Source organism: Neisseria sp. P0007.S010, from assembly GCF_051962875.1.
Classification (GTDB): domain Bacteria; phylum Pseudomonadota; class Gammaproteobacteria; order Burkholderiales; family Neisseriaceae; genus Neisseria; species Neisseria subflava_A.
Window position 1 is genome coordinate 12,690 of sequence record NZ_JBQCUX010000002.1, and the last position, 26,427, is coordinate 39,116.

A 26,427-nucleotide genomic window follows, 5' to 3' on the forward strand; every position below is an offset into this window, starting at 1 on the left:
TTCATCTTGGAAAGAAGAGAAAGGGAGGCGGGTATCGTTTTTCAGACGGCCTTTACAGTAACAGGCCGTCTGAAAACAACGCCGTTTTACTCCTGTTCTTGCGACAGGCCGTACTCTTCGGGGAAGGTGCGCAGCGAGCTTTGCAACACGGTAACCGCGCCGTCAATCAGGCCACAACGGCCGCTTCGTGGCAACAGTTGGCACAGGCTTTGCAAGGCACGCAGGTCGTCTGAAGTGCCGATGCCGGTGTCCACCCGGTTGAGCAGGCGGGAAAGCTGGAACGTGCCGCCTTTGCAAGGCGGACATTGACCGCATGAATTGGAAGCAAAAAATTCTACATATTCGGCTACTTTGCGCACCACGCTGGTGCCTTCGGAAATCACAATCATCGCGCCGGTACCGAGGCTGGATTTGCGTTCGCGTACGGAAACGAAGTCCAAAGGCACATCCAAATCTTTTACGGTCAAAAGCGTGTTTGACGGGCCGCCGGTAAATACGGCTTTAAACGTACGGCCTTCGAGCATACCGCCGCCGTGATCGTAAATCAGCGATTGCAGGGTCGTACCCATCGGCAGCTCGTACAAACCCGGATTTAATACGTCGCCGGAAAGCGAGTAGAGTTTCGTACCTGCGGCATCGCCTAGGCCCAGCGATTTGTACCATTCCGCCCCTTTGGCAAGGATTTGCGGAATATTGGCGAAGGTTTCGGTATTGTTGATAAGGGTCGGCTCACCGTTGACACCGCTTTCGGCAGGGAAAGGCGGCTTGCGGCGCGGGAAGGGGAAACCGCCTTCCAGCCATGAAATCACGGCAGTTTCTTCGCCGCCGATATAACGGCCTGAAGTTTCAACCAGTTGCAAGTCCAAAGGTTTACCCAAGTAGTTTTCGATACGGATAAACAAATCGCTGTTTTTCCATTGCTCGATGGCCGATGTGATGGAAGCGATGGATTCGGTTTGATGAGGGTTGACGTACAAAATTGCTTTGTTGGCACGGCAGGCAACGGCGGCAATCAGAACTCCTTCGATGACTTGGTGCGGCGTATTTGCCAGCAGTACGCGGTCTTTAAATGTACCCGGTTCGTCTTCGTTGGCATTGCAGACAACGTATTTGTCGCCATTTTTGCTTTGGGCGGCAACGGCAGCCTCCCATTTGCGCCAAGTTGGGAAACCTGCACCGCCCATACCGCAAAGATTGGCATCTTGCAGCTTGGAAACGATGCTTTGAGGATCGGCAAGCGCAGCCAGCAGGCCTTCGCCGCCGCCGACTTTGCGCCAAGCGGCTAAATCTGCGCCGACTTGGCGGGAAGGATGCAGTAAGTTTTGATTGGCTTGATTCATGATTGTTGCTCCTGCAAACCGGCGTGTTCGCGCAAATCGAATTTGCCGTAGTCGGGATATAAAACGGGGGCTTTGATGTCGCTGGTCAGACCGGCGCGGGTCATTTCGCGTTGCAGGTCGTGGACGTGTCCGACACCGCCGCGTACTTTTTTCAGCGGCAGGCCGCAATTTGCCGCGGCTTTACCGGCACGGCGGCCGAAGCTGATAATGTCCAAAAGCGCATTGCCCATCAGGCGGTTGCGGCCGTGAATGCCGCCGGTTACTTCGCCGGCGCAATAGAGGCCTTCGACGCAGGTTGCGCCGTCGCCGTTGATTTCGATACCGCCGTTTTGATAGTGCAGGGTCGGATGAATCATGACCGGCTCAACGGCAGGGTCAATGCCGCATTTGTGGGCAACGTGGCCGAGTGTTACCAAACGATTCAATACGTCAGGGTCGTTAGCAATCAGGCGCGGGGTGTCGAGGAATACACCGACTTGTCCGTCGCGTACCACGCCGCGGCCTTCGCGGCATTCGCGCAGAATCGCAGCGGCAACAACGTCGCGCGGTTGCAATTCGTCAACGAAACGTTCGCCCAAACCGTTGACCAGTTTGGTGCCTGCGGAACGCACGGCTTCAGAAATCAGTGCGCCTGCCAAGTGTGGAGGGTGGGCAACGCCGGTTGGGTGATATTGGAAAGAATCGACATCGCGCAGTTTGGCGCCGATACGGTAAGCCATTACCAGGCCGTCTGCAGTCGCGCCATAGTGGTTGGAAGTGGCGAAACCTTGCAAATGCAGGCGTCCGCTGCCGCCGGTTGCCAATACCACGGCTTTGGCGTGAACCAATACCAAAGAGCGTTTTTCCAAATCGTACAAAATCGCGCCGACGCAGCGGCCGTGTTCGTCCGATAATAATTCGATGGCGGGGTGGCGGTTGAGCTGTGTGATGTTTTCGTCGAGCTCGACTGCCTCGCGCAGTACGCGTATCATTTCGAGGCCGGTAAAGTCGCGGTAGCTCAGAATGCGCGGCACGGTCGTACCGCCTGCACGCTTGCGGCTCAACATGCCGTTGCTGTCCGCACCTTTGGCAAGATCGAAAGTCATGCCCAAGCCGATCAGCCAGCGGATGGCGGACGGCGCGTCGGTAACCATTTGGGCAACCAATTCTTTTTTGCCGACGTTGTGGCCGCCTTTGATGGTGTCGTCAAAGTGTTGTTGCAGGCTGTCTTCTGCGCCGACCGCTGCTTGAATGCCGTCTTCGGCCATCACGGTATTGCTGTCGCCGATACGCAGTTTGTTCGCCATGATGACGCGTGCGCCGGCTTCAGTCGCAGACAATGCCGCCGCCGCGCCTGCACCGCCGCCGCCAATTACCAATACGTCAGTGTTTAAATGTTCAGCGCCTGACAAATTATAGTCGTCAATCAGAGGCTGACTGATTAAGAGTTTGGCCAAATCAGGATGGCAGTAATCGCCTTGGTTTGGGCCGATAGGCAGTTTCACACGCGCATTTGCCTGATAGTCAGGGTGAAATTGGCTCAGTAATTCGTTCTTTTCAGGTAAATCGCCACGAAGCTCCAATGAGGACGCACGTAGGTTGGCAAGGGCGGTTTCGTAGTCTATGCCTTGGATTTTGTTAACCATTACACTGACTCCTCTTCAAATTCGACTTTCATTTTGCCGCTGTCGATTTCGCGCAGGCGGCGCATCAAATCCACAGGGCGCAATGTACGCGCCGCTTTCATACGGCGTGCGAACAGGCCCAAGTGGTTCGGACGGATGTGTTCGGGGCAGGAGAGGGTGCAGAGGTTGCACATCACGCATTGGTCAAAGGTCAGCGCAGCCGCGCCGAAATCGCCGGAAACTACCTGCGCTACGCCGTTTTCCACTTGCAAACCTTTAGGACAGGCTTGATTACAGCCGCCGCAATGGCGGCAGTTTTGCGCTTCAGGGAAGGCTTTGGCGGTGTCGTCCAACCAGTTCCAGCCATCTCCAATTTCGCTGACGTCGTAATATTGGATGTGCTCCGGAATAAAGTAGTCCAAGAAGCTGACCTGCATGCCTTCTTCAACTTTGGTCTCGCATGCCAGTGCAGTGGTGACTTCGCGCTCGCCTTCTTTACGAATCATGCAGCGACAGGAACCGCATACGCCTTGACCCATACAGCCGACATTGGCAGTAATCGCATTGCCTGAACGGGCATAGGCTTGGATAATTGACGAGTCGGCAGAAGCTTTGATTTCATGGCCGTCTATGGTCAGGGTTAACAAATTTTCACTCATGATTTGTTCCTGTGAAATTGGAAGTTGGAATAGTGGGTAATTTGATTAATTGTATTTTTATTACATTTATTGCATATAAGGAAAATATCCAAGTGATTTACTCGGAAATTCTTTTAAAATCAATGTTTATCTATATAAGGCGAAGTGCATCAGAATTTGTTGGACTTAATGATAGGGAGGGATTAGCCTTGCTTAAGGAAGAGATTGTAAATAAAATATGCCTATTATTTAGACAAATTAATTGTTTATATTTGATTTTAAAGGTAAAAGAAAATTACCTTTTTTAGTATATTTGCAAAAATAATCTAATATTTGCTAGTAGAAATCATTATTAAATATTAGAAGTTAATATATAACCTGTTGTATAGATTTAATAATATCTAATTCTGTAAACAAACGAAAAGGCTGTTGTAAAATTTCAAAAAATTAAATAAGTTTGACATCCATCAAGAAGGTTGAGGGAGGGAATGACATAAATTTTACAATTGTGTATCGTATTAAAAAATAAAATGGCCGTCTGAAATGGAGATAGTTCTCTTTTAAATACAGGCTATTAAATTTACTATCTAAATGCTTAAGCCAAATATTTCAGACGGCTTATAATAAGATTATCATTTAAAAATAATGTAGTTTTATTTCTATATAAGCGAATAGCCAGTAGATATGGGTTATCAATAACCAAGTGATTTAATATGTTATTAAATTCTATTTAAATCAATAAGGTATGAAAATGATATTGTCTGGATTATTCATTTAAAAGCACTATTACACTATTGAAGGCCGTCTGAAAAATCGGTCTCTTAAAAAATAAACAAACCCTTCCTACCATGACTCCCGAAAAGGAACACAATCATGACCGTCATCAAGCAAGAAGACTTTATCCAAAGTATTTTCGATGCCTTCCAATTCATCAGCTACTACCATCCTAAAGACTACATTCAGGCTTTGTATAAGGCTTATCAAAAAGAAGAAAACCCTGCCGCCAAAGATGCGATGGCGCAGATTTTGGTCAATAGCCGTATGTGTGCCGAAGGCCATCGTCCGATTTGTCAGGATACCGGTATTGCGACCGTATTCTTGAAAGTGGGCATGGATGTACAGTGGGATGCCGAGATGAGCGTACAGGAAATGGTTAACGAAGGCGTACGCCGTGCATATACCTATCCTGACAACAAACTGCGTGCCTCCGTATTGGCCGACCCGGCTGGTAAACGTCAAAATACCAAAGACAACACCCCTGCCGTTGTACATATGGAAATCGTAAAAGGCGACAAAGTCGAAGTCACTTGCGCAGCCAAAGGCGGCGGTTCTGAAAACAAAACCAAAGTTGCCATGCTCAACCCTTCAGACAATATTGTTGATTGGGTATTGAAAACCGTTCCTCAAATGGGTGCCGGCTGGTGTCCTCCGGGCATCTTGGGTATCGGCATCGGCGGTACGCCTGAAAAAGCAGTGCTGATGGCCAAAGAAAGCCTGATGAGCCATATCGATATTCAGGAACTCAAAGAAAAAGCCGATTCCGGTGCAGAATTGTCTACTACCGAAGCCCTGCGCTTGGAACTCTACAAAAAAGTAAATGCCTTGGGCATCGGCGCACAAGGTTTGGGCGGTTTGAGCACCGTGCTGGATGTCAAAATCCTTGACTACCCAACCCACGCGGCTTCCAAACCGATTGCCATGATTCCAAACTGCGCGGCAACCCGCCACATCGAATTTGAATTGGACGGCTCAGGCCCGGCCAAATTGGAAGCACCGTCTTTGGAAGACTGGCCGGATCTGACTTACAGCCCGGATAACGGCAAACGTGTCGATGTCAACAATTTGACCAAAGAAGAAGTGGCTACATGGAAAACCGGCGACGTATTGTTGCTGAACGGTAAAATCCTGACCGGCCGCGATGCCGCGCACAAACGTTTGGTTGACATGCTCAATAAAGGCGAAGAGTTGCCGGTGGATTTCACCAACAAACTGATTTACTACGTCGGCCCGGTTGATCCAGTCCGCGACGAAGTTGTTGGCCCAGCCGGTCCGACTACTTCCACCCGTATGGATAAATTTACCCGCCAAATGCTGGAACAAACCGGCCTCCTGGGCATGATTGGTAAATCCGAACGTGGCGCAGCAACTTGCCAAGCCATTGCCGACAACAAAGCCGTTTACCTGATGGCTGTCGGCGGTGCGGCATATCTGGTTGCCAAAGCCATTAAAGCATCTAAAGTCTTGGCATTCCCAGAATTGGGTATGGAAGCGATTTACGAATTTGAAGTCAAAGACATGCCTGTGACCGTTGCAGTGGACAGCAACGGCGAATCGGTTCACGCCATTGCGCCAAAACAATGGCAGGCCAAAATTGGTATTATCCCGGTTGAAGCTTGATATTTGACTGAATAATCAAAGGCCGTCTGAACGATTTCAGACGGCCTTTTTTTGCTTACAAATAATTCAAATGTTTTCAAACGAGTAAATTTCCCTTCCTAAAAAACACTTGTCAAAATCAGTATTTGAAACTAAAATTCATGGCTTATCGAGTCGGAGTGTGGCGCAGTCTGGTAGCGCACTTGCATGGGGTGCAAGGGGTCGAAGGTTCGAATCCTTTCACTCCGACCAAAGAATTTGAAAGAGCCGTTTTAAAAACGGCTCTTTTTTCGTTTGGATGATTTATCTGAATAATGTGTCCGAATGGATCTTAAAACTGGATGCAAATGCCGTCTGAAACAAAACCTGCTTAAAAAGCAGGTTTTGTTGTTTATAAAGCAGAACTATTCGGCACTATCTTTCAGCGCGTCTTTATAAGTATAAAGATAAGAAGCGCCGACAAAGGATGCGCCACCGACGACATTGCCTAGGAATACGGGAATCATGTTGAAGAAAAATTGCCCCCATGTGATATTTGCGCCTGCCAGAATACCCGCTGGGATAACGAACATATTGGCGACAAGGTGTTGGAAGCCGTTTAATACGAAAATCATGACGGGGAACCAAATGGCCAGCATTCGTCCGGTTGTGTTTTTAGCGGCAAAGTGCAGCCACGCGCCCATGCAGACCATCCAGTTACATGCAACCGCCGATACGAAAGCGCGGCCGAAATCCATATGGACTTTTGCTTCCGCTACGGCAATGGTTTTTTCTGCCACGCTGCCTTCAATCATACCGACATAGTATCCGAGGAAAAACGCCATTGCCAGCGTGCCCACCAAATTGCCCATGCAGACGATAACCCAGTTGCGCAGCAGCATTTTGGAGGAAATCCGTCCGGCCAATCTGCCTAAAGACATAATCATCATGTTGCTGGTTACCAGCTCGCCGCCGCCAAGCAGGATGCAAATCAAGGCGATTGGGAATACGGCGGCGCCGAGCAAAGTCGCCAAGCCGCCCCATTCGTGCGGAATGCCGCTGACCACTTTCAAATAAGCCAGATAACCGAAGCCGATGTATCCGCCCGCCAAAACGCTCAAAACCGCCAGTGTGGGGATGCTGGATTGTGCTTTGGCGCAGCTTTTGTCGAGAACAACCTGTAAAATTTCCTGTGGGTATAAATCGCGCGAAGCCATGATGTTCCTTAAAGTGGGTTGAGGAGGAAACGTTGTTTTAAAGGTGGTACAAACTGTCGCGGTAGAGTAGTGTTATAGGGAGCCGGTGTACGGTCTTTGTCTTATCAATCAGCCTGAATTAAACCTAAAAAACAGATACTTCGCCTTGCTTTAGCTCAAAAGAAATATTATTACATTTTGCTTCTGTATGAAAAAAGGCCGTTGAACGTTGAGGTTTCAGACGGCCTTGTTTTGATTTTTAAACTTACAAATGAGCCAGCTTTGCATTGCCTTCGCGAGGAATAGGGCGTGGATTGCCTTGTGCATCGATAGCGACGTAAGTGAACACGGCTTCGGTGACCAGTTGGCGGTCTTCCGTGACCATATCGTTCATTAAAGTCTTCACCCACACTTCGATTTTCAGTTGCAAAGAAGTATTGCCGACACGGACGCAATGACCGTAGCAGCATACAACGTTGCCGACCTTTACCGGTCTGATGAAATTCATTTCTTGAACGGCCACGGTTACAATGCGTCCCTGTGCGATTTCTGCCGCCAAAATACCGCCGCCCAAATCCATTTGCGACATAATCCAGCCGCCGAAGATATCCTGATTAGGATTGGTATCGCGCGGCATGGCTACCGTACGCAATAAAAGTTGTCCTTCGGGTACGGCATGGGTTTGTTTATTGTCAGCCATAAAAAATCCTGTCAAAAAGTGGTATTTTACGCCATTTGTGGCGTTAAACCTATGTAGGCCGTCTGAAAAATCAGCAGGTAAAGTGTTACAATTAAATATATTCATCAGACAAAGGAGAAAGCTCATGCATCCGATTCAAGAACCACGAAATAGCGGCCTTTTGCGCGTATCCGACATTCACGAAATCTACTGGGAAGAATCAGGCAATCCTGATGGCCACCCCGTGATTTTCCTGCATGGCGGCCCTGGAGCAGGGGCATCACCTGCCTGTCGCGGCTTTTTTAATCCAGATCATTTCCGAATCGTCATTATCGACCAACGCGGTTGCGGACGCTCCAAACCCTATGCCTGTATCGAAGACAATACCACATGGGATTTGGTTGCCGATATTGAAAAAGTACGCGAAATGCTCGGTATTCAAAAATGGCTGGTTTTCGGCGGCTCATGGGGCAGCACCTTGTCGCTGACTTATGCCGAAACCCATCCCGAGCGCGTCAGCGGCTTAGTTTTGCGCGGTATTTTCCTGTGCAGGCCGTCTGAAATGGCATGGTTGAACGAAGTAGGCGGCGTCAGCCAAATTTATCCGGCTCAATGGCAAAAATTCATCGCCCCCGTAGCCGAAAACAAACGCAAAACCCTAATCAAAGCCTACCATGAAATGCTGTTCAGCGAAGATGAAGCCACACGCCTCAAAGCGGCTAAATCATGGGCAGACTGGGAAAGCTACCTTATTCAGTTTGAACCTAAAGATGTAGATGAAGACCCGCAAGCCTCCCTTGCCATCGCAAGAATGGAAAACCATTACTTCGTGAACGAAGGCTGGTTGCAGGGCGATAAAGCCATCTTGGCAAATATCGGCAAAATCCGCCATATCCCCACCATCATCGTCCAAGGCCGCTACGACCTATGCACCCCGATGCAAAGCGCGTGGGAGCTCTCGCAAGCCTTCCCTGAGGCAGAATTGAGAATCGTCCAAGCAGGCCACTCTTCTTTTGATCCTTTGCTTTCCGAGGCTTTAGTGAAAGCAGTAGAGGATATTAGAAGCAAGTTATAAAGGTTAATCAATAACAATGCCGTCTGAAAAAGTTTCAGACGGCATTTTTTTATTTACATATTAAATTTAATATCATATTATTATTGCATAATATCAGTTTGAATTTTTTAGAATTTCAATATGAAACCCCTAATTTACTACGCCCATTCCGCCCAAGACGAACTCGGCAATCTCTTGCCTTACGAACATTGGCAAACCTTGCAAAGCCATTCGGTCAATGTTGGGGAAATGGCGGCGGAGTTTGCTCGGGTATTCGGTGCACAGGAAATTGCCTGCCAGACGGGACAGCTTCATGATGTAGGGAAATATTCGGAACCCTTTAATCAGCGATTGCATGGAGGCCCATCAGTCGATCATGCCACCGCCGGAGCCAAAATTGCCGTCGAACGCTGGGGAAATGTGATTGGCAAGCTGATGGCGTTTTGCATTGCGGGGCATCATGCGGGGCTTGCGAATGGTAATGGCGAAGGCGATAACCGCCGCACGTTAAAGCAGCGTTTGGCATTGCAATTTGGTGCAGATATTCCTGCTCTCGATAATCTGTGGCAACAAGAAATCAAGCCCCCTCAAAACCTGTCCGCACCGCCACTCAAAGCCGACGCGCATCATCCTTTTTTCTCCTACGCCTTCTTCACCCGAATGCTCTATTCCTGCTTGGTGGATGCTGATTACCTCGACACCGAAGCCTTTTATTTAAACCTAGAAAACAAAGCCAGCGAGCGTGGCGGTTATCCCGATTTAAACTCCTTACAACACAATTTCAATCAATTTATCAACGCTTTCAGACAACGTATCGCCCAAGCTCCAGCGCAAACCGAAGCCGAAAAACGCAATGCTGCCTTAAACCGCTTGCGCAGTGAAATTCTTGATCATGCCATAGAACAAGCGGCGCAACCGCAAGGGCTGTTTACGCTCACCGTGCCGACCGGCGGCGGAAAAACTTTCACTTCCATGGCATTCGCGCTGGAACATGCCAAACGGCACGGTATGCGGCGCGTGATTTACGTCATTCCGTTCACTAGCATCATAGAACAAAATGCCGCTGAATTCCGCAAAGCCTTTGGCGAATTAGGCGAACAAGCCGTGTTGGAACACCACAGCACCTTCAACGACGGCAAACTGCAAAATGAGGCCACCAAAGACAAATTGCGCCTTGCCTCGGAAAACTGGGACGCGCCGATTGTCGTGACCACCGCCGTGCAATTCTTCGAATCCCTCTTTGCCGACCGCTCCTCGCGCTGCCGCAAACTGCACAACATCGCAGGCTCCGTCATCATCCTCGACGAAGCGCAAATGCTGCCGCTCAATCTTTTGCTGCCCATCATGCAAGCCATCAAAGAATTGGCGCAAAACTACCGCTGCAGCATCGTCATGTGCACCGCCACCCAGCCAGCCGTGCAAGCCGAAAACGGCTTCTATCGCGGCTTTGAAAACGTGCGCGAAATCGCCCCAAAACCGACCGCACTTTTCGACAAACTGCGCCGCACCACCGTGCAGCAGATCGGCACACAAACCGACGCCGACCTGCTCGCCAAACTTGCCGAATATCCGCAAATGCTCGTTATCGTCAATAACCGTCGCCACGCTCGCAGCCTGTACGACCAAGCCAAACACCTTGACGGCACGTTCCACCTGACAACCTTAATGTGTGCCAAACATCGCAGCCAAAAGCTCGATGAAATCCGAGGCCGTCTGAAAAACGACGAACCCTGCCGCGTTATCGCCACCTCCTTAATTGAAGCAGGTGTGGATGTAGATTTTCCGCTGGTGATGCGCTCCGAAGCAGGTTTAGACAGCGTTGCGCAAGCTGCCGGACGCTGTAACCGAGAAGGCAAAAGGCCGTCTGAAAACAGCTTTGTCTGGATATTCGCGCCCGAAGAACAATGGAAAGCCCCGCCCGAACTTGCCACCCAAGCCGCCGTTATGCGCCTGACCGCCGACAGCTTTTCAGACGACCTCTTATCCACCCAAGCCGTCGTTGCCTACTTCGCCGAGCTTTATCAATTAAAAGGCAGTGAACTGGACAATAAAAAAATCCTGAAAATGCACAACGATACAGGGCAAAGCCTCGATTTCCCATTCCAAACCATCGCCGACAAATTCCGCATGATCGAAAGCCATATGCAGCCGCTGATTATTCCGTTTGATGTTGATGCCGAAAACCTCATTAGCAGACTGCACCACGCCGACCACATCGGCGGACTCTTACGCAAACTGCAACCCTACACCGTTCAAATCCCCGAAAAAGCCCTTGCCGCTTTATATAAAGCAGGGCGTATCGAACCGATTAACGAGAAAAACTTCGGCAAACAGTTTTATACGCTGATTGGACTGGATTTGTATGATGAAGTGGCGGGGCTGAGTTGGGAGGATGCTAGTTTTATAAAAGAGGAGAGCTTGATATTTTGAAATTTGAATTTGATTAAATTATTTAGCGTTTGGCTACTTATTGAAATTAACCTGCAACCATTTTATTAGAAGGAGAGTTCCTATGGGACGTAAAATTTTTATTTCATACAAATATAGTGATTCATCTGTAAAACGCTTATCCCCTTATCAGGAAGCGACAGCTCGGGATTATGTTGATATTCTGCAAGCAAAATTAGAAAAAGATGGCATCCATATAAACAAAGGAGAGAAAGACAATGAAAGTCTAGCTCAATTTAAAGATGAGACTATTCAAACAAAATTATCAGATAAGATTTTTGACAGTTCAGTAACAATAGTCTTGCTTTCACCGAACATGAAGGAATTGTGGACTGCCGAAAGTGAACAGTGGATTCCTTGGGAAATTGCATACTCTATTAAAAACAAAAAAAGAGCATTATCTTCAAGCAAGCGAAATGCAATTTTGTTAGTGGCTTTGCCAGACTGGAACGGTAATTATAATTATACTGATCAACCTGGTTTCTATTTTAATATCATAAGCAATAATAGAAACAATTTGAAATATTCATATCCAGCAAATTATTTAACCCCTAACTGTTCTCAGTCTTATATGCTTAAGTGCAATTGGGATAAATTTATTTCAAATGTCAATGGTTGGATTAATGCCGCTGTTGAAATTAAAGAGAATGCTGATAAATATATTATTAATACCAGAGTTTAGGAGTTTATAGATGTTTTTTTTCTTTACTGAGCAAGAAGTACGTAGTTCTGCACAACGCAGTAAATTAGCAATGGAAAGCTACCCAGAGAAACTTTCAAATATCATTAAAAATCAAGAAAATAAATCTAAATTTGATGTTTTTCTTTCAAATTCTATTAGAGATGAGGAGCTTGTTATTGGGGTAGAAAATATCTTTAAAGGTATGGGTAAAACAGTTTACATAGATTGGGTATTTGATAAACATCTTTCCAGGGATTCTGTAACAAAAGAAACTGCTGAAACATTGCGGCATAGAATGAAGCAATCTTCTAAATTGCTGTATTTAGCCACGGATAATGCTTCGTCTTCTAAATGGATGCCTTGGGAATTAGGATACTTTGATGGATTGAAGTCTGGAAACGTAGCTATTCTACCTTTAGTTGATTCTGTAGACAGTTCATTCCAAGGACAAGAGTATTTAGGGCTTTACCCTGTCTTAGATAAAGATAGTTTGGAAAAATTTTTAGATTAATTAAATTGGGCTTTATAGGGTTTATAAATCACAATATAAATATTTATTGGAGTTGCTATGGAATTCACCAAAGAACAGAAAAAATTCATCGCTGATTTTGTTGTAGAGATTAAAAATGGTGATGCTGCAATTTTTGCTGGGGCAGGCTTATCAGCTCCAGCAGGTTTTGTTAATTGGAAAGGTTTGCTGAAAGATCTTGCAGAGGAACTAGGTCTTGATATTGAAAAAGAACATGATCTAATTGGAGTAGCTCAATATCATTTCAATCGACATAAAAGAGGAAAAATAAATAATAAAATAATAAATGAATTTACTACATTAGGGCGAGGTGGAGATAACCATAAGTTACTTTCTAAAATTGGTATTAGTACATTTTGGACAACTAACTATGATCAATTAATTGAAAAAACTTTAGAGGCCGATGGAAAAACAGTAGAGAAAAAAATCAGAAATGAAGATTTTTCAAGAAATATCAAAAAGAAAGATGCTATTGTTTATAAAATGCATGGTGATAAAGATTCACCTGATGAAGCAGTATTAATTAAAGATGATTATGAAACTTATCAGGATAAGAAAGAATTATTTGCTACCGCATTAAGAGGAGATTTGCTTTCAAAAACATTTTTGTTCATAGGCTTCAGTTTTGATGATCCAAATTTGGAATATATTTTGGGTAGAATTAAAGTCTTATTAAAAGATAATACGCCAACGCATTATTGTTTTTTCAAAGAAGTATCGAGAGATGACTTTCATGATGATGAAAGTTATATGTATGCTAAAGTTAAGCAAGAATTAAAAATAGAAGACCTCATTAGGTATGGCATTCATTCAATAATGATTAAAGAATATTCTGACATTACTGCCATCTTAAAAGAAATTGAAAGACGCTTAAAACGTAGCAATATCTTTATTTCTGGTGCTGCTCATAGTTATTCTCCTTTTTCTGAAGAGCAAGCTAAAGAACTTATACATAATCTTAGTTATAAACTGGCTGAGGAAGAATATAAGATTATTTCCGGATATGGCTTGGGCATTGGCAGTATCGTTATTAATGGAGCGTTAGAATATAAATATCAGTCAAATTATCGCAATTTAGATGATTTATTAATTTTAAGACCATTTCCGCAAATACAATCAGGAAATAAATCTATTTCTGAAAGATGGACTGACTACAGAAATGAAATCATTTCTCAAGCTGGTATTGCTATTTTTATGTTTGGAAACAAATTGGATAAAAATGGAGAAATCGTTCTTTCTAATGGCATGAAAGAAGAATTTGAGATTTGCTTACAACATAATGTGATTCCAATCCCAATTGGCTGTACTGGCTCAATATCTAAAGAGCTTTGGGATGATGTTATAAAAAATCGTACCGAACTATATTTTAATGATCAGTCATTAATAGATGAAATAAAAAAGCTGGGTCAATCTAATATTTCTAATGATGGAATTATTTCTACGGTGCTTTCTATTATCGATAAGTTACAAAATATGTAGCAAAAAGTGCGGTCAATTCCCTCAACGTTTTTAAACGTCGTCTGAAACCGCACTTTCCAACCAAAAGGAGAACTAAATGAACCAAATCCGCCTACACATTTGGGGAGATTATGCCTGTTTTACCCGTCCGGAGATGAAGGTGGAGCGGGTGTCTTATGACGTCATCACGCCGTCGGCGGCGCGCGGGATTTTGGCGGCGGTGCATTGGAAGCCGGCGATTCGGTGGGTGATTGACCGGATTTATGTGCTGAAGCCGATTCGGTTTGAGTCGGTGCGGCGCAATGAGTTAGGCGGCAAGATTTCGGCGGGTAAGGTCAGCGGCGCGATGAAGCGCAAGAGCGTTGCCGATTTATATACGCTGATTGAAGACGACCGCCAGCAGCGCGCGGCAACGGTGCTTAAAGACGTGGCTTATGTGATTGAAGCTCATGCGGTGCTGACGACAAAAGCAGGCGTGGATGAGACCGTTACCAAGCATATTGAGATGTTCAAACGCCGTGCGACAAAGGGGCAATGCTTTCAGCAGCCTTGTTTGGGCGTGCGTGAATTCCCTGCCGATTTTGCGTTGATTGATGAAGGCGAGCCGTTGCCGCCGTTGGCGTTATCGGAAAGCGAGGCAAACCGCGATTTAGGCTGGATGCTGCACGATATTGATTTTGACCACGGCAACACGCCGCATTTTTTCCGCGCACAAATGAAAGACGGCGTGATTGATGTGCCGCCGTTTTACGCCGAGGAGGTGAAAGCATGATTCTTGCGTCCCTTGCCCGCTATTACCGCCGTTTGGCAGCACAAATCGATGAAATGGGCAACCCGAAAGTGCCGCCTTATGGCTTTAGCGAGGAGAAAATCGGCTGGATTTTGGTGTTGGATAAAGAAGGCCGTCTGAAAACCGTGGTGCCGAATCTGACTGTCGATAAAAAGCCGCAGCCAAAGCTGATGAGCGTGCCTCAATCCTTCAAACGCCCAGGTACTACACCCAAGCCATTTTTTCTGTGGGATAAAACTTCTTACGCGCTTGGCGTGGAAGCCAATAAAAACAAAGCCGAAGCCAAAGCAAAACCGTTTACGCCGTCTGAAAAAACCTTTGAAGCCTTTAAGCAATTCCATCTCGATTTACTGAAAAACAGCGACGATGAAGGCTTGCAGGCCTTGTGCCGTTTTCTGCAAAACTGGCAGCCTGCACATTTCGCTGCCGAAAATCTGCCAGCCGAAATGCTCGATGCCAACATCGCATTTTCTCTTGAAAAACCGACCGCACTTATCCATAAACGCGAAGCTGCGCAAACCTTGTGGGCAGGTCGTCTGAAAAGCGACGAAGCGCTTGAAGGTTTGTGCTTGATTAGCGGCGACACCGCCCCGATTGCACGGCTGCATCCGGCGATTAAAGGCGTGTTTGGCGGGCAAAGTTCAGGCGGTTCGATTATTTCGTTCAACAAAGAAGCCTTCGCCTCGTTCGGCAAGGAGCAAGGCGCAAATGCGCCCGTCTCCGAACAATCCGCCTTTGCCTACACCACCACGTTGAACTATCTGTTGCGCCGCGAAAATAATCACTGCTTGACCATCGGCGATGCCAGCACGGTCTTTTGGGCGGAAGCGGATGATAGCGCTACGGCGCAGGCTGCCGAAGGCTTCTTCGCGCACGTATTCACGCCGCCGGATGACGAACAAGAAAGCGCCAAAGTTTTCAACGTATTGGAACAAATCGGCAAAGGTCGTCCGCTGCAAGAAATTGCGCCCGAACTCTCTGCCAATACCCGTTTTTATATCTTAGGGCTTGCCCCCAATGCCGCGCGGATTTCTATTCGGTTTTGGCTGGACACCACGTTTGGGCAGCTGGCGGAAAACTTGGCGCAGCATTGGCAAGATTTAGCCATTGAGCCTTGCGCATGGAAAACCCCGCCGTCAATTTGGCGACTCTTATTGCAAACTGCCGTATTGGGCAAAAGCGAAAATATCTCACCCGTATTGGCAGGCGAAATGACCCGCGCCGTGATTTGTGGCACGCCGTACCCCTTGAGTTTGCTGTCGCAACTGATTACCCGAATCCGCGCCGACGGCGATGTGAACGGTCTGCGCGTGGCAATGATGAAAGCCGTATTAGAGCGGCGTTTTAGAAAAGGTTTTATAGAAGAAGGAGTTCCTATGAGTTTGAACAATGAAAGTCCGAATCGCGCCTATCTTTTAGGGCGGCTGTTTGCCGTGTTGGAACGCATTCAATATCAGGCGTTGGGCGAATTAAACGCCGGCATTGCCGACCGCTATTACGGCTCTGCATCCGCCGTGCCGTTTTCCGTTTTTCCGCGTCTTTTGTCGGGTGCAAAACACCATTTGTCGCGCCTGCGTAAAGACAAAGCCGGCATGGCGGTGAATTTGGATAAAGATTTGGGCGAAATCATTGCCAAACTGCCCGAAACCTTTCCGCGCCATTTGAGTATTGACGAGCAAGGCCGCTTCGCTATCGGCTATTACCATCAAAAACAAAGCTATTTTGCTAAAAAAGAAATCGCTGAAACTATTGAAAACTAAGGAGCCAAAAAATGTCTGCCATTCAAAACCGCTATGAATTTGTTTACTTTTTTGATGTAACCAACGGCAACCCAAACGGTGATCCCGATGCAGGCAATATGCCGCGCCTTGACCCCGAATCCAGCAAAGGTTTGGTAACCGATGTCTGCCTGAAACGCAAAATCCGTAATTTTGTCGAAATCAGCAGCGAGAACGAAGCCGGTTATGAAATCTACGTCAAAGAAAAAAGCGTGTTAAACCTGCAAAACAAACGCGCTTATGAAGCGCTCGGCATAGAATCGGAAGCTAAAAAACTGCCCAAAGACGAAGCCAAAGCCCGCGACATTACCGCTTGGATGTGCAAAAACTTCTTCGATATCCGCACCTTCGGCGCCGTGATGACCACCGAAGTCAACAGCGGACAAGTGCGCGGCCCGGTACAACTGGCGTTCGCCCAATCCATCGACCCGATTGTGCCGCTGGAAGTTTCCATCACCCGCATGGCGGTCACCAACGAAAAAGATTTGGAAAAAGAACGCACCATGGGGCGCAAATACATCGTCCCTTACGCGCTCTACCGCGTGCACGGCTTCATCTCCGCCAACCTTGCCGCTAAAACTGGCTTTTCAGACGACGACTTAGCCAAACTCTGGCAAGCCCTGACGCTGATGTTTGAGCACGACCGCTCCGCCGCCCGTGGCGAAATGGCGGCACGTAAATTGATTGTTTTCAAACACGACAGCGCGCTCGGCAGCCAGCCTGCACATAAACTGTTTGACGCCGTGAAAGTCGAACGCGTAAACGGCGAATCGGGTACGCCTGCAAGCGGTTTTGGCGATTACAAAATCAGCGTGGTTTCAGACGGCCTCAATGGCGTGAGTGTGGAAGAGTTGCTGTAAAAACACTTAAAAAGATGACCGCACTTTTAACCAAAACCCAAGGGGAAAGTCAGGACGTGCACCTGATTCCCCTTTCCGCCCTGCAACACTACGCCTTCTGCCCGCGCCAATGCGCGTTGATTCACAACGAGCAGGCGTGGGCAGAGAACTATTTGACCGCGCAGGGCAAGGCGCTGCATGAGCGGGTGGATTCGGGCGAGCCGGAAACGCGCAAGGGCATGCGCTTTGAGCGGACGGTACATGTGTCGGCGGAGAAGCTAGGCATCAGCGGCGTGTTGGATTTAGTGGAAGTGGATACAAAAACAGGCCGTCTGAAACCCGTAGAATACAAACGCGGCAAACCCAAACCCGACCCAATGGACGAAATCCAGCTTTGCGCCCAAGGCTTGTGCTTGGAAGAAATGACGGGACAAACCATCTTCGAGGGCGCGCTGTGGTATATGCAAACTCGCCACCGCGTCCCCGTCGTGTTTTCAGACGACCTGCGCGCCCAAACCCTTGCCACCATCGCTGCCGTGCGCGAACTTTTAAACAGCTATCAAACCCCGCCACCCGACTACGGCAAACGCTGCAAAGCCTGCTCACTGGTGGAGATTTGCCAGCCGGAGTTGCTGGGGAAACGGGATAGGAGTGTGGGGTATGTGGAGGGGTTGTTTGGGGAGTGATGCTTAATTAGGAATTTTTACAGAATAGAATAAAGGATAATTAATTATGGTTAATAAAAATATGATAAAGAGTAAAAAAGTATTTCGGTTTGAAGATGGTGAGATAAATTTTAAAGCTGAGAAATTTTTATTTAAATTGGAAGTTGATAATACTATTTCCGTAGCGAATCATATACAATTTCATCCAGTTAGATCTTATAAACACAGTTTAAAACAAGTGCTTAGACCCATAGAGGGAGTAGCTGATTTGTTCATTGGTTGCATAGAAGAAAAATTTAATAATTACGATGATGAAATGAATGAGGCATTAATTGAGCTTGTTGAGAATATGTTACACAATATAATATCCCATGTTGATACATGTAAAAACATTATAAAACAATTAAGTGGCGAAATGAAAAGTAATGATATTCAAAATGAGTTTTTAAATAGTATAGAATCATATAGATCTTTTTTTGCAAAGCAAATTAATTTAGTTAAGCATAATAGTCGATTCATTAGGATAATAAGAGGACGTGATGAAAAAGAGGAAGGAAATTTTGTTATTGGGTATTATATAGAAGGAAAGCATGAGTTAGTGGATTCTGAAAACTCAACCAAAGGTGCTGTAGGGCCGGATCCTAACGTACATGAATTATATATGGGTAGAACAACTGCGTTTTCTTTAAATAAACATCTGAGGTTAATTATATGGTTTTTGCTTTTTATATCAAAAAACTTATATGATTCAATAAAAAAGATTGAGTCACTAAAAACCATTCGTTGTTCTAAAAAAAATAATAATTTTATAAATATTTATCCATTAGTGAAAAAAATTATGAAAATACCTCAGTGCTATTTTCCAGATGAAGTAAATATTAGTAAGTTTGATGCTCCATATATAAATAAAGTTAAAAATAACATAAATATAGGGAATGTTATTTCTGAATATAGTTTAGATTTAATTACTCTACCATCATTTAAGATAACTTATTCAATTAGTCTAGATAATGAACATATATTTTTAATTCCTTATCTAATGAAATAAGTATTCAGCTGCATGCTGACTATTTGTGTATGGCAATTGTTTGATATTTAGATTATTTAAAATCATTACTGCAATTTTGAAAATGTCGGATTCAAGAGTCTGACCTACCATTTTTCAGGTGGATCAACCCTGTTAAATACCCAAAAAAGTGCGGTTAAACCCCAAGGAGTCCCCCATGCGCAAACTACAAAACACGCTCTACATCACCACCCAAGGCAGTTATCTGCATAAGGAGCGGGAGACGCTGGTGGTGGAGCAGGATCGTAAGAAAGTAGCGCAGTTGCCGGTGCATTCCATCGGGCATATTTTCTGTTTTGGGAATGTGCTGGTGTCGCCTTTTCTGCTGGGGTTTTGCGGTGAAAATAATGTGAATTTGGCGTTTTTTACCGAAAACGGACGTTTCTTGGGGCGGCTTCAGGGGCGGCAGAGCGGCAATGTGCTGTTGCGTCGGGCGCAGTATCGGGTGTCGGAGCAAAATCCTGTGCCGATTGCACGCAATATCATTGCGGCGAAGATTCAGGCGAGTAAACGGGTGCTTCAGCGGCAGATTCGCAATTACGGCGAGAATGCGGCGATTCAAAGTGCAGTCGATGCTTTGAACATTTCGCTGCGGCAGTTGAAGGGCGCGGCGGAGCTGGACGTGGTGCGCGGTATTGAGGGCGATGCGGCGGCGCGTTATTTCGGCGTGTTCGGGCAGCTTTTGAGCGAAAAAAGCAGCTTTTCTTTTGACGGGCGTAACCGCCGTCCACCCAGAGATGGGGTGAATGCGCTGTTGTCGTTTGTGTACAGCATCTTGGGCAAGGATATTAGCGGCGCGCTGCAAGGCGTGGGGCTGGATCCGCAGGTAGGTTTTCTGCACGCCGACCGACCGGGGCGCGACAGTTTGGCGCAGGATATTTTGGAAGAATTCCGCGCGTGGTGGGCGGACAGGTTGGTGCTGTCGCTGATTAACCGAGGGCAAATCAAACCGCAGGATTTCGTTACCGAAGCAAGTGGCGCGGTAAGCTTAAAAGCCGATGCGCGTAAGCTCTTGTTCCAAGCATTGCAGGCGAAAAAGCAGGAGAAAATCGTGCATCCGTTTTTGGGTGAAGAAGTGGAAATCGGATTGCTGCCGTATATTCAGGCGATGCTGTTGGCGCGACACTTGCGCGGGGATTTGGCGGAATACCCGCCGTTTTTGATGAGATAGGTTTGCAGGCCGTCTGAAAACGGATCGGATATTTTCAGACGGCCTTTAAAGCAGCCTGTATATGGGAATACAAAATGCTAATGCTGATTACTTACGATATTTCGTTGGAAGACGCGGACGGACAGGCAAGGCTACGGCGCGTGGCGAAATTGTGTTTGGACTACGGCGTGCGCGTGCAATATTCGGTATTCGAATGCGACATCGCACCCGATCAGTGGGTTGTTTTAAAAGACAAACTCTTGAAAACCTACAACCCTGAAACCGACAGCTTGCGCTTTTACCATCTGGGTAGTAAATGGCGGCGCAAAGTGGAACACCACGGCGCGAAACCGGCGATGGATGTGTTTAAGGACACGTTGATTGTGTGAATCGCCAACTTGTGGTTCTCATGAAAATGCGGCAGGGTTGGCGAACTTGGATTGTTCTTTAACAATCAGGATATTGCGAATGCAGGTGTAACAGAAAAGGCTGTGTTATACTCGCGTTCACGCTTTTCTCGGGAGCTTAGCGAAATCGGGGCTGTGAAACCTGACAGAGCAAGGCTTTTGAGAGGGGCTCCAGCCGCCTTTAGGCGGCTGTGTGTTGAAACTTGGGTTGTACCAAACATCTTGCACACCTCTGCCCCAGCCGCCTTTAGGCGGCTGTGTGTTGAAACGGCTGATTTATATACGCCAAAGGCTTTTTTATCTAAGCCAGCCGCCTTTAGGCGGCTGTGTGTTGAAACCATGCAGATATGCAAGTCACAGTCAAAGCCGTCAACCAGCCGCCTTTAGGCGGCTGTGTGTTGAAACAGTCTTAGTTATGGGCGGAAAGTCTCAGCAAAATTCCAGCCGCCTTTAGGCGGCTGTGTGTTGAAACCATACCGAAACAAACAGGAATTGCAACGCCTGCAACCCAGCCGCCTTTAGGCGGCTGTGTGTTGAAACAGGTGACTGCTCCAAATGGTGGCCGATTTGTTGAGCCAGCCGCCTTTAGGCGGCTGTGTGTTGAAACCTCCCATTGTCAAGACTTGCGGCGTTTCGGGCTGTGCCAGCCGCCTTTAGGCGGCTGTGTGTTGAAACTCATATTGGCCAGTTTTACGACTTTTAAGCAGACCCAGCCGCCTTTAGGCGGCTGTGTGTTGAAACCACTTACATATAAACGGCCATATTCGTTAGCGGCCCAGCCGCCTTTAGGCGGCTGTGTGTTGAAACTGCTATCAGCCTTGAATCGGCTTTGTCGGTTTTTCCAGCCGCCTTTAGGCGGCTGTGTGTTGAAACATTTACCCCAAAAAAGGAAAACAAAATGACCGTACGCCAGCCGCCTTTAGGCGGCTGTGTGTTGAAACGGCCTACTTGATAACCCATGATTACGCCTTAGACCCCAGCCGCCTTTAGGCGGCTGTGTGTTGAAACGTTGAACTTGGCAGAGACCATCAACACCTCCATCCCAGCCGCCTTTAGGCGGCTGTGTGTTGAAACCCAACCGTCAGATGTTGCATTGCAACCTGTGGCTGCCAGCCGCCTTTAGGCGGCTGTGTGTTGAAACTAAAGAATCGTTTAAACCAAGAGTGCTTGCAAGGCCCAGCCGCCTTTAGGCGGCTGTGTGTTGAAACCAGATTATGACGTTATACGTAACTGGTCGGAAATTCCAGCCGCCTTTAGGCGGCTGTGTGTTGAAACCTTAAATGCTTGCTCTGCTAAGCCCTCAACAAACTCCAGCCGCCTTTAGGCGGCTGTGTGTTGAAACTTGATGGTGATGAACCTGGAATATCAATATCAACTCCAGCCGCCTTTAGGCGGCTGTGTGTTGAAACTCAGAATGGTACTCTGTATGAAAAGACAAAGTTAAGCCAGCCGCCTTTAGGCGGCTGTGTGTTGAAACACGAGTTTGAAATTATGAAAAGTGCAAGCGCTGAATCCAGCCGCCTTTAGGCGGCTGTGTGTTGAAACTTTGTCTCTATATGCGTTCCCCCCCCGGCACCGCTCCAGCCGCCTTTAGGCGGCTGTGTGTTGAAACCAGTAACAGGCAACGCAGCCGAATCAATTCGCACCGCCAGCCGCCTTTAGGCGGCTGTGTGTTGAAACAGGTAGGCAGAAGCCGATAGCAAGACATGGTAAAGCCAGCCGCCTTTAGGCGGCTGTGTGTTGAAACATTTGCTCCGATGCTTGTGCTGCGAAAAGATGCGCCAGCCGCCTTTAGGCGGCTGTGTGTTGAAACAATAACCACCCTTGCGCCGTCTAAAGCACCGCCAACCAGCCGCCTTTAGGCGGCTGTGTGTTGAAACTTAAATAAGCAAACAACTGCAACAAAAGGAAAAACCAGCCGCCTTTAGGCGGCTGTGTGTTGAAACATCACACCTTTAGAGCGCTTCAAGCCTTGAACCTCCAGCCGCCTTTAGGCGGCTGTGTGTTGAAACAATAGGCTTTTCAATCGGTTATTTCACTGGATTCCCAGCCGCCTTTAGGCGGCTGTGTGTTGAAACTTGCCGTTGCCGTTGTATCGCTCGACATAATCCCCAGCCGCCTTTAGGCGGCTGTGTGTTGAAACAAGTCGCCTGATAAAGAACACACTTGGGCGGACCCAGCCGCCTTTAGGCGGCTGTGTGTTGAAACACGCGCTTGAATATTACACGGCGGGCAGTGTTCCCGCCAGCCGCCTTTAGGCGGCTGTGTGTTGAAACAATCGCTTATCGGTACGAAAGCCCCACGTCACATCCCAGCCGCCTTTAGGCGGCTGTGTGTTGAAACAGACGGCCTACAAATTCAGGAAAGGCATTGCAACCCAGCCGCCTTTAGGCGGCTGTGTGTTGAAACCTCATTAAAACGAACCATAACCACTTGCTATCATCCAGCCGCCTTTAGGCGGCTGTGTGTTGAAACGACATTAAAAAAATCTGCCATATCCTCATCTGTCCCAGTCGCCTTTAGGCGGCTGTGTGTTGAAACAAACGTTTTAACTTGTCTTACATTGTCATAAATTGCTAGCCGCCTTTAGGCGGCTGTGTGTTGAAACAATCATACGGCGCACACCCAAACTAGTTTTGCCGTCAGCCGCCTTCAGGCGGCTGAGTGTTGAAACTTTTAATTGTTGCAGCAAATTAACCAGCTTATAGAGTCAGCCGCCTTCAGGCGGCTGTGTGTTGAAACAAACGGAAGCTATGAAGGCTCGCTATGAAGGGTATTCAGCTGCCTTCAGGCGGCTGTGTGTTGAAACATAAAAAGCTATCAAAAAACAGCGCGGACAATCCCCAGCCGCCTTCAGGCGGCTGTGTGTTGAAACTTTGCGCATCAGGCGCGTGCCGATGCGCGTGAACCCAGCCACCTTCGGGCGGCTGTGTGTTAAAACAACCAGCGCGACGTTGCCAAATTCGGCGGCTGTGTGTTGAAACCGCAAGGGCGATATGATCGTGATTTCCAACCGTCCAGCCACCTTCAGGTGGCTGTGTGTTGAAACCGCCCATGATGCTAAAGCAACCTTGGAAAAGCTTGACAGCCACCTTCGGGTCGCTGTGTGTTAAAACTCTAGCAGCTACAAACTTTATGCCAACCTATCCCGTCAGCAGCCTTCGGGAGGCTGTGTGTTCAAATATCGTCCAAGCAGGCCGCTCTTCTTTTGATCCTTCGCTTTCCGAGGCTTTAGTGAAAGCGGTGGGGGATATTAGAAGCAAGTTATAAAGGTTAATCAATAACAATGCCGTCTGAAAAAGTTTCAGACGGCATTTTTTTATTTACATATTAAATTTAATATCATATTATTATTGCATAATATCAGTTTGAATTTTTTAGAATTTCAATATGAAACCCTTAATTTACTACGCCCATTCTGCCCAAGATAAACTCAGCAATCTCTTGCTTTACGAACATTGGCAAACCTTGCAAAGCCATTCGGTCAATGTTGGTGAAGTGGCGGCTGAGTTTGCCCGGGTATTTGATGCGCAGGAACTTGCCTGCCAGACGGGACAGCTGCATGACTTAGGGAAATATTCAGTAGCCTTTAATTACCGATTGCATGGCAGCCCTCAGTCAATCATGCTACCGTTGTAGTCAAAATTGCAAAAACGCTTGCTTCAGGGTGGGTTCCAAAGTATAACCTGTTGTTATCTCACTTAGGCTAGATAACTTTAATTAATGAATTAAAAGGCAAAAATAATGGAAATTAAACAAACCAATTCAACGATCAAATCTCGTGCGGCGGTGGCATTCGCCCCAAATCAATCCTTACAAATTGTGGAAATCGACGTAGAAATGCCGCGTAAAGGCGAGGTGTTAATTCGTAACACTCACACGGGCGTGTGCCATACTGATGCGTTTACGTTATCAGGAAGCGATCCTGAAGGCGTATTCCCTGTGGTGCTTGGGCATGAAGGTGCGGGTGTGGTCGTTGCTGTGGGCGAAGGTGTGTCAAGCGTAAAACCAGGTGATCACGTTATTCCTCTTTATACCGCTGAATGTGGCGAATGTGAGTTTTGTCGTTCAGGTAAAACCAACTTATGCGTCTCAGTGCGTGATACTCAAGGTAAAGGTTTAATGCCGGACGGCACGACGCGTTTTTCTTATCAAGGTCAGCTGATCTATCACTATATGGGCTGTTCGACTTTCAGTGAATACTCAGTTGTTGCCGAAGTTTCACTGGCGAAAATCAACCCAGAAGCGAACCACGAACAAGTATGTTTACTTGGCTGCGGCGTTACCACGGGTATTGGTGCGGTGCATAACACAGCAAAAGTGCAAGAAGGCGACTCTGTTGCCGTGTTTGGCTTGGGGGCGATTGGTTTGGCTGTGGTGCAAGGTGCGCGTCAAGCCAAAGCTGGTCGCATTATCGCCATTGATACCAATCCCGCAAAATTCGAGTTAGCAAAACAGTTTGGTGCAACGGATTGTTTGAACCCGAACGATTACGATAAACCGATCAAAGATGTGTTGTTAGACATCAATAAATGGGGTATTGACCACACTTTTGAATGTATCGGCAATGTAAACGTAATGCGCCAGGCATTAGAAAGCGCACACCGTGGTTGGGGACAATCCATTATCATCGGCGTAGCAGGTGCAGGACAAGAAATTTCAACGCGTCCGTTCCAGTTGGTAACAGGTCGTGTTTGGAAAGGCACGGCATTTGGCGGCGTGAAAGGCCGTTCTGAACTGCCGAAAATGGTGGAAGATTCAATGAAAGGCGACATCGAGTTAGAACCGTTTGTGACCCATACAATGACACTCGATCAAATCAATGAAGCCTTTGAATTAATGCACGAAGGTAAATCGATCCGCGCTGTTATTCATTACTAAGGTACGCGATGAAACTGATTGAACAACATCAAATTTTTGGTGGTTCGCAACAAGTTTGGGCACACCATGCCCAAACGCTTCAATGCGAAATGAGATTTGCCGTCTATTTGCCGGATAATCCGGAGAATCGACCGCTTGGTGTGATTTATTGGCTTTCCGGCTTGACTTGTACGGAACAAAATTTCATTACCAAATCAGGCTTTCAGCGTTATGCGGCAGAACATCAAGTAATTGTGGTTGCGCCTGATACCAGCCCTCGCGGAGAGCAAGTGCCGAACGATGATGCTTACGATTTAGGGCAGGGTGCGGGCTTTTATCTGAATGCGACCGAGCAGCCTTGGGCGACGAATTATCAAATGTATGATTATATTTTGAATGAGTTGCCTAGTCTGATTGAGGAAAAATTTCCTACCAACGGCAAACGTTCCATTATGGGGCATTCAATGGGTGGACACGGCGCATTGGTATTGGCGCTGCGAAACCGAGAACGTTATCAAAGTGTTTCTGCCTTTTCGCCCATTTTGTCGCCAAGCCTCGTGCCTTGGGGGGAGAAAGCCTTTTCTGCCTATTTAGGGAAAGATCGCGAAAAATGGCAGCAATATGATGCCAGCTCGCTGATCCAACAAGGCTATAAAGTGCAAGGTATGCGCATTGATCAGGGTTTGGAAGATGAGTTTTTGCCAACACAATTACGCACCGAAGATTTTATCGAAACCTGTCGTGCGGCAAATCAACCGGCCGATGTGCGCTTCCACAAAGGCTACGATCATAGCTATTACTTCATTGCCAGTTTTATTGGTGAGCATATTGCCTATCATGCGGCATTTTTGAAGTAAACCAAAGAGTGATTCGTGAATCGATCAAACGT

The 26,427-nt window shown here is 47.1% G+C and carries 20 protein-coding genes, 1 tRNA gene, 1 pseudogene and 1 CRISPR repeat array; of the genes and pseudogenes, 17 read left to right on the top strand and 5 right to left on the bottom strand.

Annotated features, from left to right (window positions below; translation table 11 throughout):
• Nucleotides 1–86 precede the first annotated feature (86 nt).
• Genes ACTHR7_RS01555 through ACTHR7_RS01565 form a run of 3 tightly spaced genes read right to left on the bottom strand, consistent with a single transcriptional unit; the run spans nt 87 to nt 3,603 of the window.
• Nucleotides 87–1,340, bottom strand: a complete 1,254-nt coding sequence (locus tag ACTHR7_RS01555; protein ID WP_440370203.1) for a complex I 51 kDa subunit family protein — start codon at nt 1,338–1,340, stop codon at nt 87–89.
• Nucleotides 1,337–2,965, bottom strand: a complete 1,629-nt coding sequence (locus ACTHR7_RS01560; protein WP_440370204.1) for an FAD-binding protein — start codon at nt 2,963–2,965, stop codon at nt 1,337–1,339. Before ACTHR7_RS01560 ends, ACTHR7_RS01555 begins: the two co-directional genes overlap by 4 nt.
• Nucleotides 2,965–3,603, bottom strand: a complete 639-nt coding sequence (locus ACTHR7_RS01565; RefSeq protein ID WP_440370205.1) for a 4Fe-4S dicluster domain-containing protein — start codon at nt 3,601–3,603, stop codon at nt 2,965–2,967. The genes ACTHR7_RS01560 and ACTHR7_RS01565 overlap by 1 nt, the downstream gene beginning before the upstream one ends.
• Before the next feature lie 852 nt (nt 3,604–4,455).
• On the opposite strand from ACTHR7_RS01565, the gene ACTHR7_RS01570 reads away from it, so the two are divergent.
• The gene (locus ACTHR7_RS01570) at nt 4,456–5,979 is read left to right on the top strand and encodes a fumarate hydratase (protein WP_003746217.1); all 1,524 of its coding nucleotides are present in this window, start codon (nt 4,456–4,458) and stop codon (nt 5,977–5,979) included.
• Nucleotides 5,980–6,133: 154 nt separating this feature from the next.
• Nucleotides 6,134–6,210, top strand: a tRNA-Pro gene (locus ACTHR7_RS01575).
• 152 nt (nt 6,211–6,362) lie between these two features.
• Here ACTHR7_RS01575 and ACTHR7_RS01580 read toward each other — a convergent pair.
• On the bottom strand, nt 6,363–7,154 hold the full coding sequence (locus ACTHR7_RS01580) for a formate/nitrite transporter family protein (protein WP_107867193.1): 792 nt from the start codon (nt 7,152–7,154) through the stop codon (nt 6,363–6,365).
• 244 nt (nt 7,155–7,398) lie between these two features.
• Nucleotides 7,399–7,833, bottom strand: coding sequence for an acyl-CoA thioester hydrolase YciA (yciA, locus tag ACTHR7_RS01585; RefSeq protein ID WP_107867194.1), 435 nt, complete (start codon nt 7,831–7,833; stop codon nt 7,399–7,401).
• Nucleotides 7,834–7,957: 124 nt separating this feature from the next.
• Between yciA and pip the strand changes: the two genes are divergently transcribed.
• The 15 genes and pseudogenes from pip (at nt 7,958) to fghA (ending at nt 26,395) form a co-directional block, all read left to right on the top strand.
• Nucleotides 7,958–8,887, top strand: coding sequence for a prolyl aminopeptidase (gene pip, locus ACTHR7_RS01590; protein ID WP_107867195.1), 930 nt, complete (start codon nt 7,958–7,960; stop codon nt 8,885–8,887).
• A gap of 120 nt (nt 8,888–9,007) precedes the next feature.
• Nucleotides 9,008–11,296 carry a CRISPR-associated helicase Cas3' gene (cas3, locus tag ACTHR7_RS01595; RefSeq protein WP_440370206.1) on the top strand — a complete coding sequence of 763 codons (2,289 nt, stop codon included), beginning with the start codon at nt 9,008–9,010 and terminating at the stop codon, nt 11,294–11,296.
• An 82-nt stretch (nt 11,297–11,378) separates the two neighbouring features.
• The gene (locus tag ACTHR7_RS01600) at nt 11,379–11,996 is read left to right on the top strand and encodes a TIR domain-containing protein (protein ID WP_440370207.1); all 618 of its coding nucleotides are present in this window, start codon (nt 11,379–11,381) and stop codon (nt 11,994–11,996) included.
• Nucleotides 11,997–12,006: 10 nt separating this feature from the next.
• Nucleotides 12,007–12,507: a hypothetical protein gene (locus tag ACTHR7_RS01605; RefSeq protein ID WP_440370208.1), complete on the top strand. Its 501-nt coding sequence runs from the start codon at nt 12,007–12,009 to the stop codon at nt 12,505–12,507.
• 57 nt (nt 12,508–12,564) lie between these two features.
• Nucleotides 12,565–14,004, top strand: coding sequence for an SIR2 family protein (locus ACTHR7_RS01610; RefSeq protein WP_440370209.1), 1,440 nt, complete (start codon nt 12,565–12,567; stop codon nt 14,002–14,004).
• A gap of 76 nt (nt 14,005–14,080) precedes the next feature.
• Nucleotides 14,081–14,755, top strand: a complete 675-nt coding sequence (cas5c, locus tag ACTHR7_RS01615; RefSeq protein ID WP_440370210.1) for a type I-C CRISPR-associated protein Cas5c — start codon at nt 14,081–14,083, stop codon at nt 14,753–14,755.
• On the top strand, nt 14,752–16,533 hold the full coding sequence (gene cas8c, locus ACTHR7_RS01620) for a type I-C CRISPR-associated protein Cas8c/Csd1 (RefSeq protein ID WP_440370211.1): 1,782 nt from the start codon (nt 14,752–14,754) through the stop codon (nt 16,531–16,533). The genes cas5c and cas8c overlap by 4 nt, the downstream gene beginning before the upstream one ends.
• A gap of 11 nt (nt 16,534–16,544) precedes the next feature.
• Nucleotides 16,545–17,411, top strand: a complete 867-nt coding sequence (gene cas7c, locus ACTHR7_RS01625) for a type I-C CRISPR-associated protein Cas7/Csd2 (RefSeq protein ID WP_005636528.1) — start codon at nt 16,545–16,547, stop codon at nt 17,409–17,411.
• Nucleotides 17,321–18,076: a CRISPR-associated protein Cas4 gene (cas4, locus tag ACTHR7_RS01630; RefSeq protein ID WP_440370283.1), complete on the top strand. Its 756-nt coding sequence runs from the start codon at nt 17,321–17,323 to the stop codon at nt 18,074–18,076. Before cas7c ends, cas4 begins: the two co-directional genes overlap by 91 nt.
• A gap of 46 nt (nt 18,077–18,122) precedes the next feature.
• Nucleotides 18,123–19,103 carry a hypothetical protein gene (locus tag ACTHR7_RS01635; protein WP_440370212.1) on the top strand — a complete coding sequence of 327 codons (981 nt, stop codon included), beginning with the start codon at nt 18,123–18,125 and terminating at the stop codon, nt 19,101–19,103.
• A 175-nt stretch (nt 19,104–19,278) separates the two neighbouring features.
• Entirely contained in the window at nt 19,279–20,292 is a 1,014-nt protein-coding gene (cas1c, locus tag ACTHR7_RS01640) for a type I-C CRISPR-associated endonuclease Cas1c (RefSeq protein ID WP_440370213.1), read from the top strand.
• A gap of 74 nt (nt 20,293–20,366) precedes the next feature.
• Nucleotides 20,367–20,660, top strand: coding sequence for a CRISPR-associated endonuclease Cas2 (gene cas2 / locus ACTHR7_RS01645; RefSeq protein WP_285071421.1), 294 nt, complete (start codon nt 20,367–20,369; stop codon nt 20,658–20,660).
• A gap of 189 nt (nt 20,661–20,849) precedes the next feature.
• A CRISPR array of direct repeats spans nt 20,850–23,727; the repeat unit is 32 nt; unit sequence CCAGCCGCCTTTAGGCGGCTGTGTGTTGAAAC.
• A 341-nt stretch (nt 23,728–24,068) separates the two neighbouring features.
• A pseudogene (locus ACTHR7_RS01650) lies at nt 24,069–24,328 on the top strand (CRISPR-associated helicase/endonuclease Cas3); the annotation flags it as partial.
• A 94-nt stretch (nt 24,329–24,422) separates the two neighbouring features.
• Nucleotides 24,423–25,559, top strand: a complete 1,137-nt coding sequence (locus ACTHR7_RS01655) for an S-(hydroxymethyl)glutathione dehydrogenase/class III alcohol dehydrogenase (RefSeq protein ID WP_107867207.1) — start codon at nt 24,423–24,425, stop codon at nt 25,557–25,559.
• 8 nt (nt 25,560–25,567) lie between these two features.
• Nucleotides 25,568–26,395: an S-formylglutathione hydrolase gene (fghA, locus tag ACTHR7_RS01660; protein ID WP_107867208.1), complete on the top strand. Its 828-nt coding sequence runs from the start codon at nt 25,568–25,570 to the stop codon at nt 26,393–26,395.
• Nucleotides 26,396–26,427: the final 32 nt, after the last annotated feature.

Bases quoted from the DNA above. Each gene is read 5' to 3' on its own strand.
- ACTHR7_RS01555 (WP_440370203.1), bottom strand. From the start codon at position 1,340: ATGAATCAAGCCAATCAAAACTTACTGCATCCTTCCCGCCAAGTCGGC.
- ACTHR7_RS01560 (WP_440370204.1), bottom strand. From the start codon at position 2,965: ATGGTTAACAAAATCCAAGGCATAGACTACGAAACCGCCCTTGCCAAC.
- ACTHR7_RS01565 (WP_440370205.1), bottom strand. From the start codon at position 3,603: ATGAGTGAAAATTTGTTAACCCTGACCATAGACGGCCATGAAATCAAA.
- ACTHR7_RS01570 (WP_003746217.1), top strand. From the start codon at position 4,456: ATGACCGTCATCAAGCAAGAAGACTTTATCCAAAGTATTTTCGATGCC.
- ACTHR7_RS01580 (WP_107867193.1), bottom strand. From the start codon at position 7,154: ATGGCTTCGCGCGATTTATACCCACAGGAAATTTTACAGGTTGTTCTC.
- yciA (WP_107867194.1), bottom strand. From the start codon at position 7,833: ATGGCTGACAATAAACAAACCCATGCCGTACCCGAAGGACAACTTTTA.
- pip (WP_107867195.1), top strand. From the start codon at position 7,958: ATGCATCCGATTCAAGAACCACGAAATAGCGGCCTTTTGCGCGTATCC.
- cas3 (WP_440370206.1), top strand. From the start codon at position 9,008: ATGAAACCCCTAATTTACTACGCCCATTCCGCCCAAGACGAACTCGGC.
- ACTHR7_RS01600 (WP_440370207.1), top strand. From the start codon at position 11,379: ATGGGACGTAAAATTTTTATTTCATACAAATATAGTGATTCATCTGTA.
- ACTHR7_RS01605 (WP_440370208.1), top strand. From the start codon at position 12,007: ATGTTTTTTTTCTTTACTGAGCAAGAAGTACGTAGTTCTGCACAACGC.
- ACTHR7_RS01610 (WP_440370209.1), top strand. From the start codon at position 12,565: ATGGAATTCACCAAAGAACAGAAAAAATTCATCGCTGATTTTGTTGTA.
- cas5c (WP_440370210.1), top strand. From the start codon at position 14,081: ATGAACCAAATCCGCCTACACATTTGGGGAGATTATGCCTGTTTTACC.
- cas8c (WP_440370211.1), top strand. From the start codon at position 14,752: ATGATTCTTGCGTCCCTTGCCCGCTATTACCGCCGTTTGGCAGCACAA.
- cas7c (WP_005636528.1), top strand. From the start codon at position 16,545: ATGTCTGCCATTCAAAACCGCTATGAATTTGTTTACTTTTTTGATGTA.
- ACTHR7_RS01635 (WP_440370212.1), top strand. From the start codon at position 18,123: ATGGTTAATAAAAATATGATAAAGAGTAAAAAAGTATTTCGGTTTGAA.
- cas1c (WP_440370213.1), top strand. From the start codon at position 19,279: ATGCGCAAACTACAAAACACGCTCTACATCACCACCCAAGGCAGTTAT.
- cas2 (WP_285071421.1), top strand. From the start codon at position 20,367: ATGCTAATGCTGATTACTTACGATATTTCGTTGGAAGACGCGGACGGA.
- ACTHR7_RS01655 (WP_107867207.1), top strand. From the start codon at position 24,423: ATGGAAATTAAACAAACCAATTCAACGATCAAATCTCGTGCGGCGGTG.
- fghA (WP_107867208.1), top strand. From the start codon at position 25,568: ATGAAACTGATTGAACAACATCAAATTTTTGGTGGTTCGCAACAAGTT.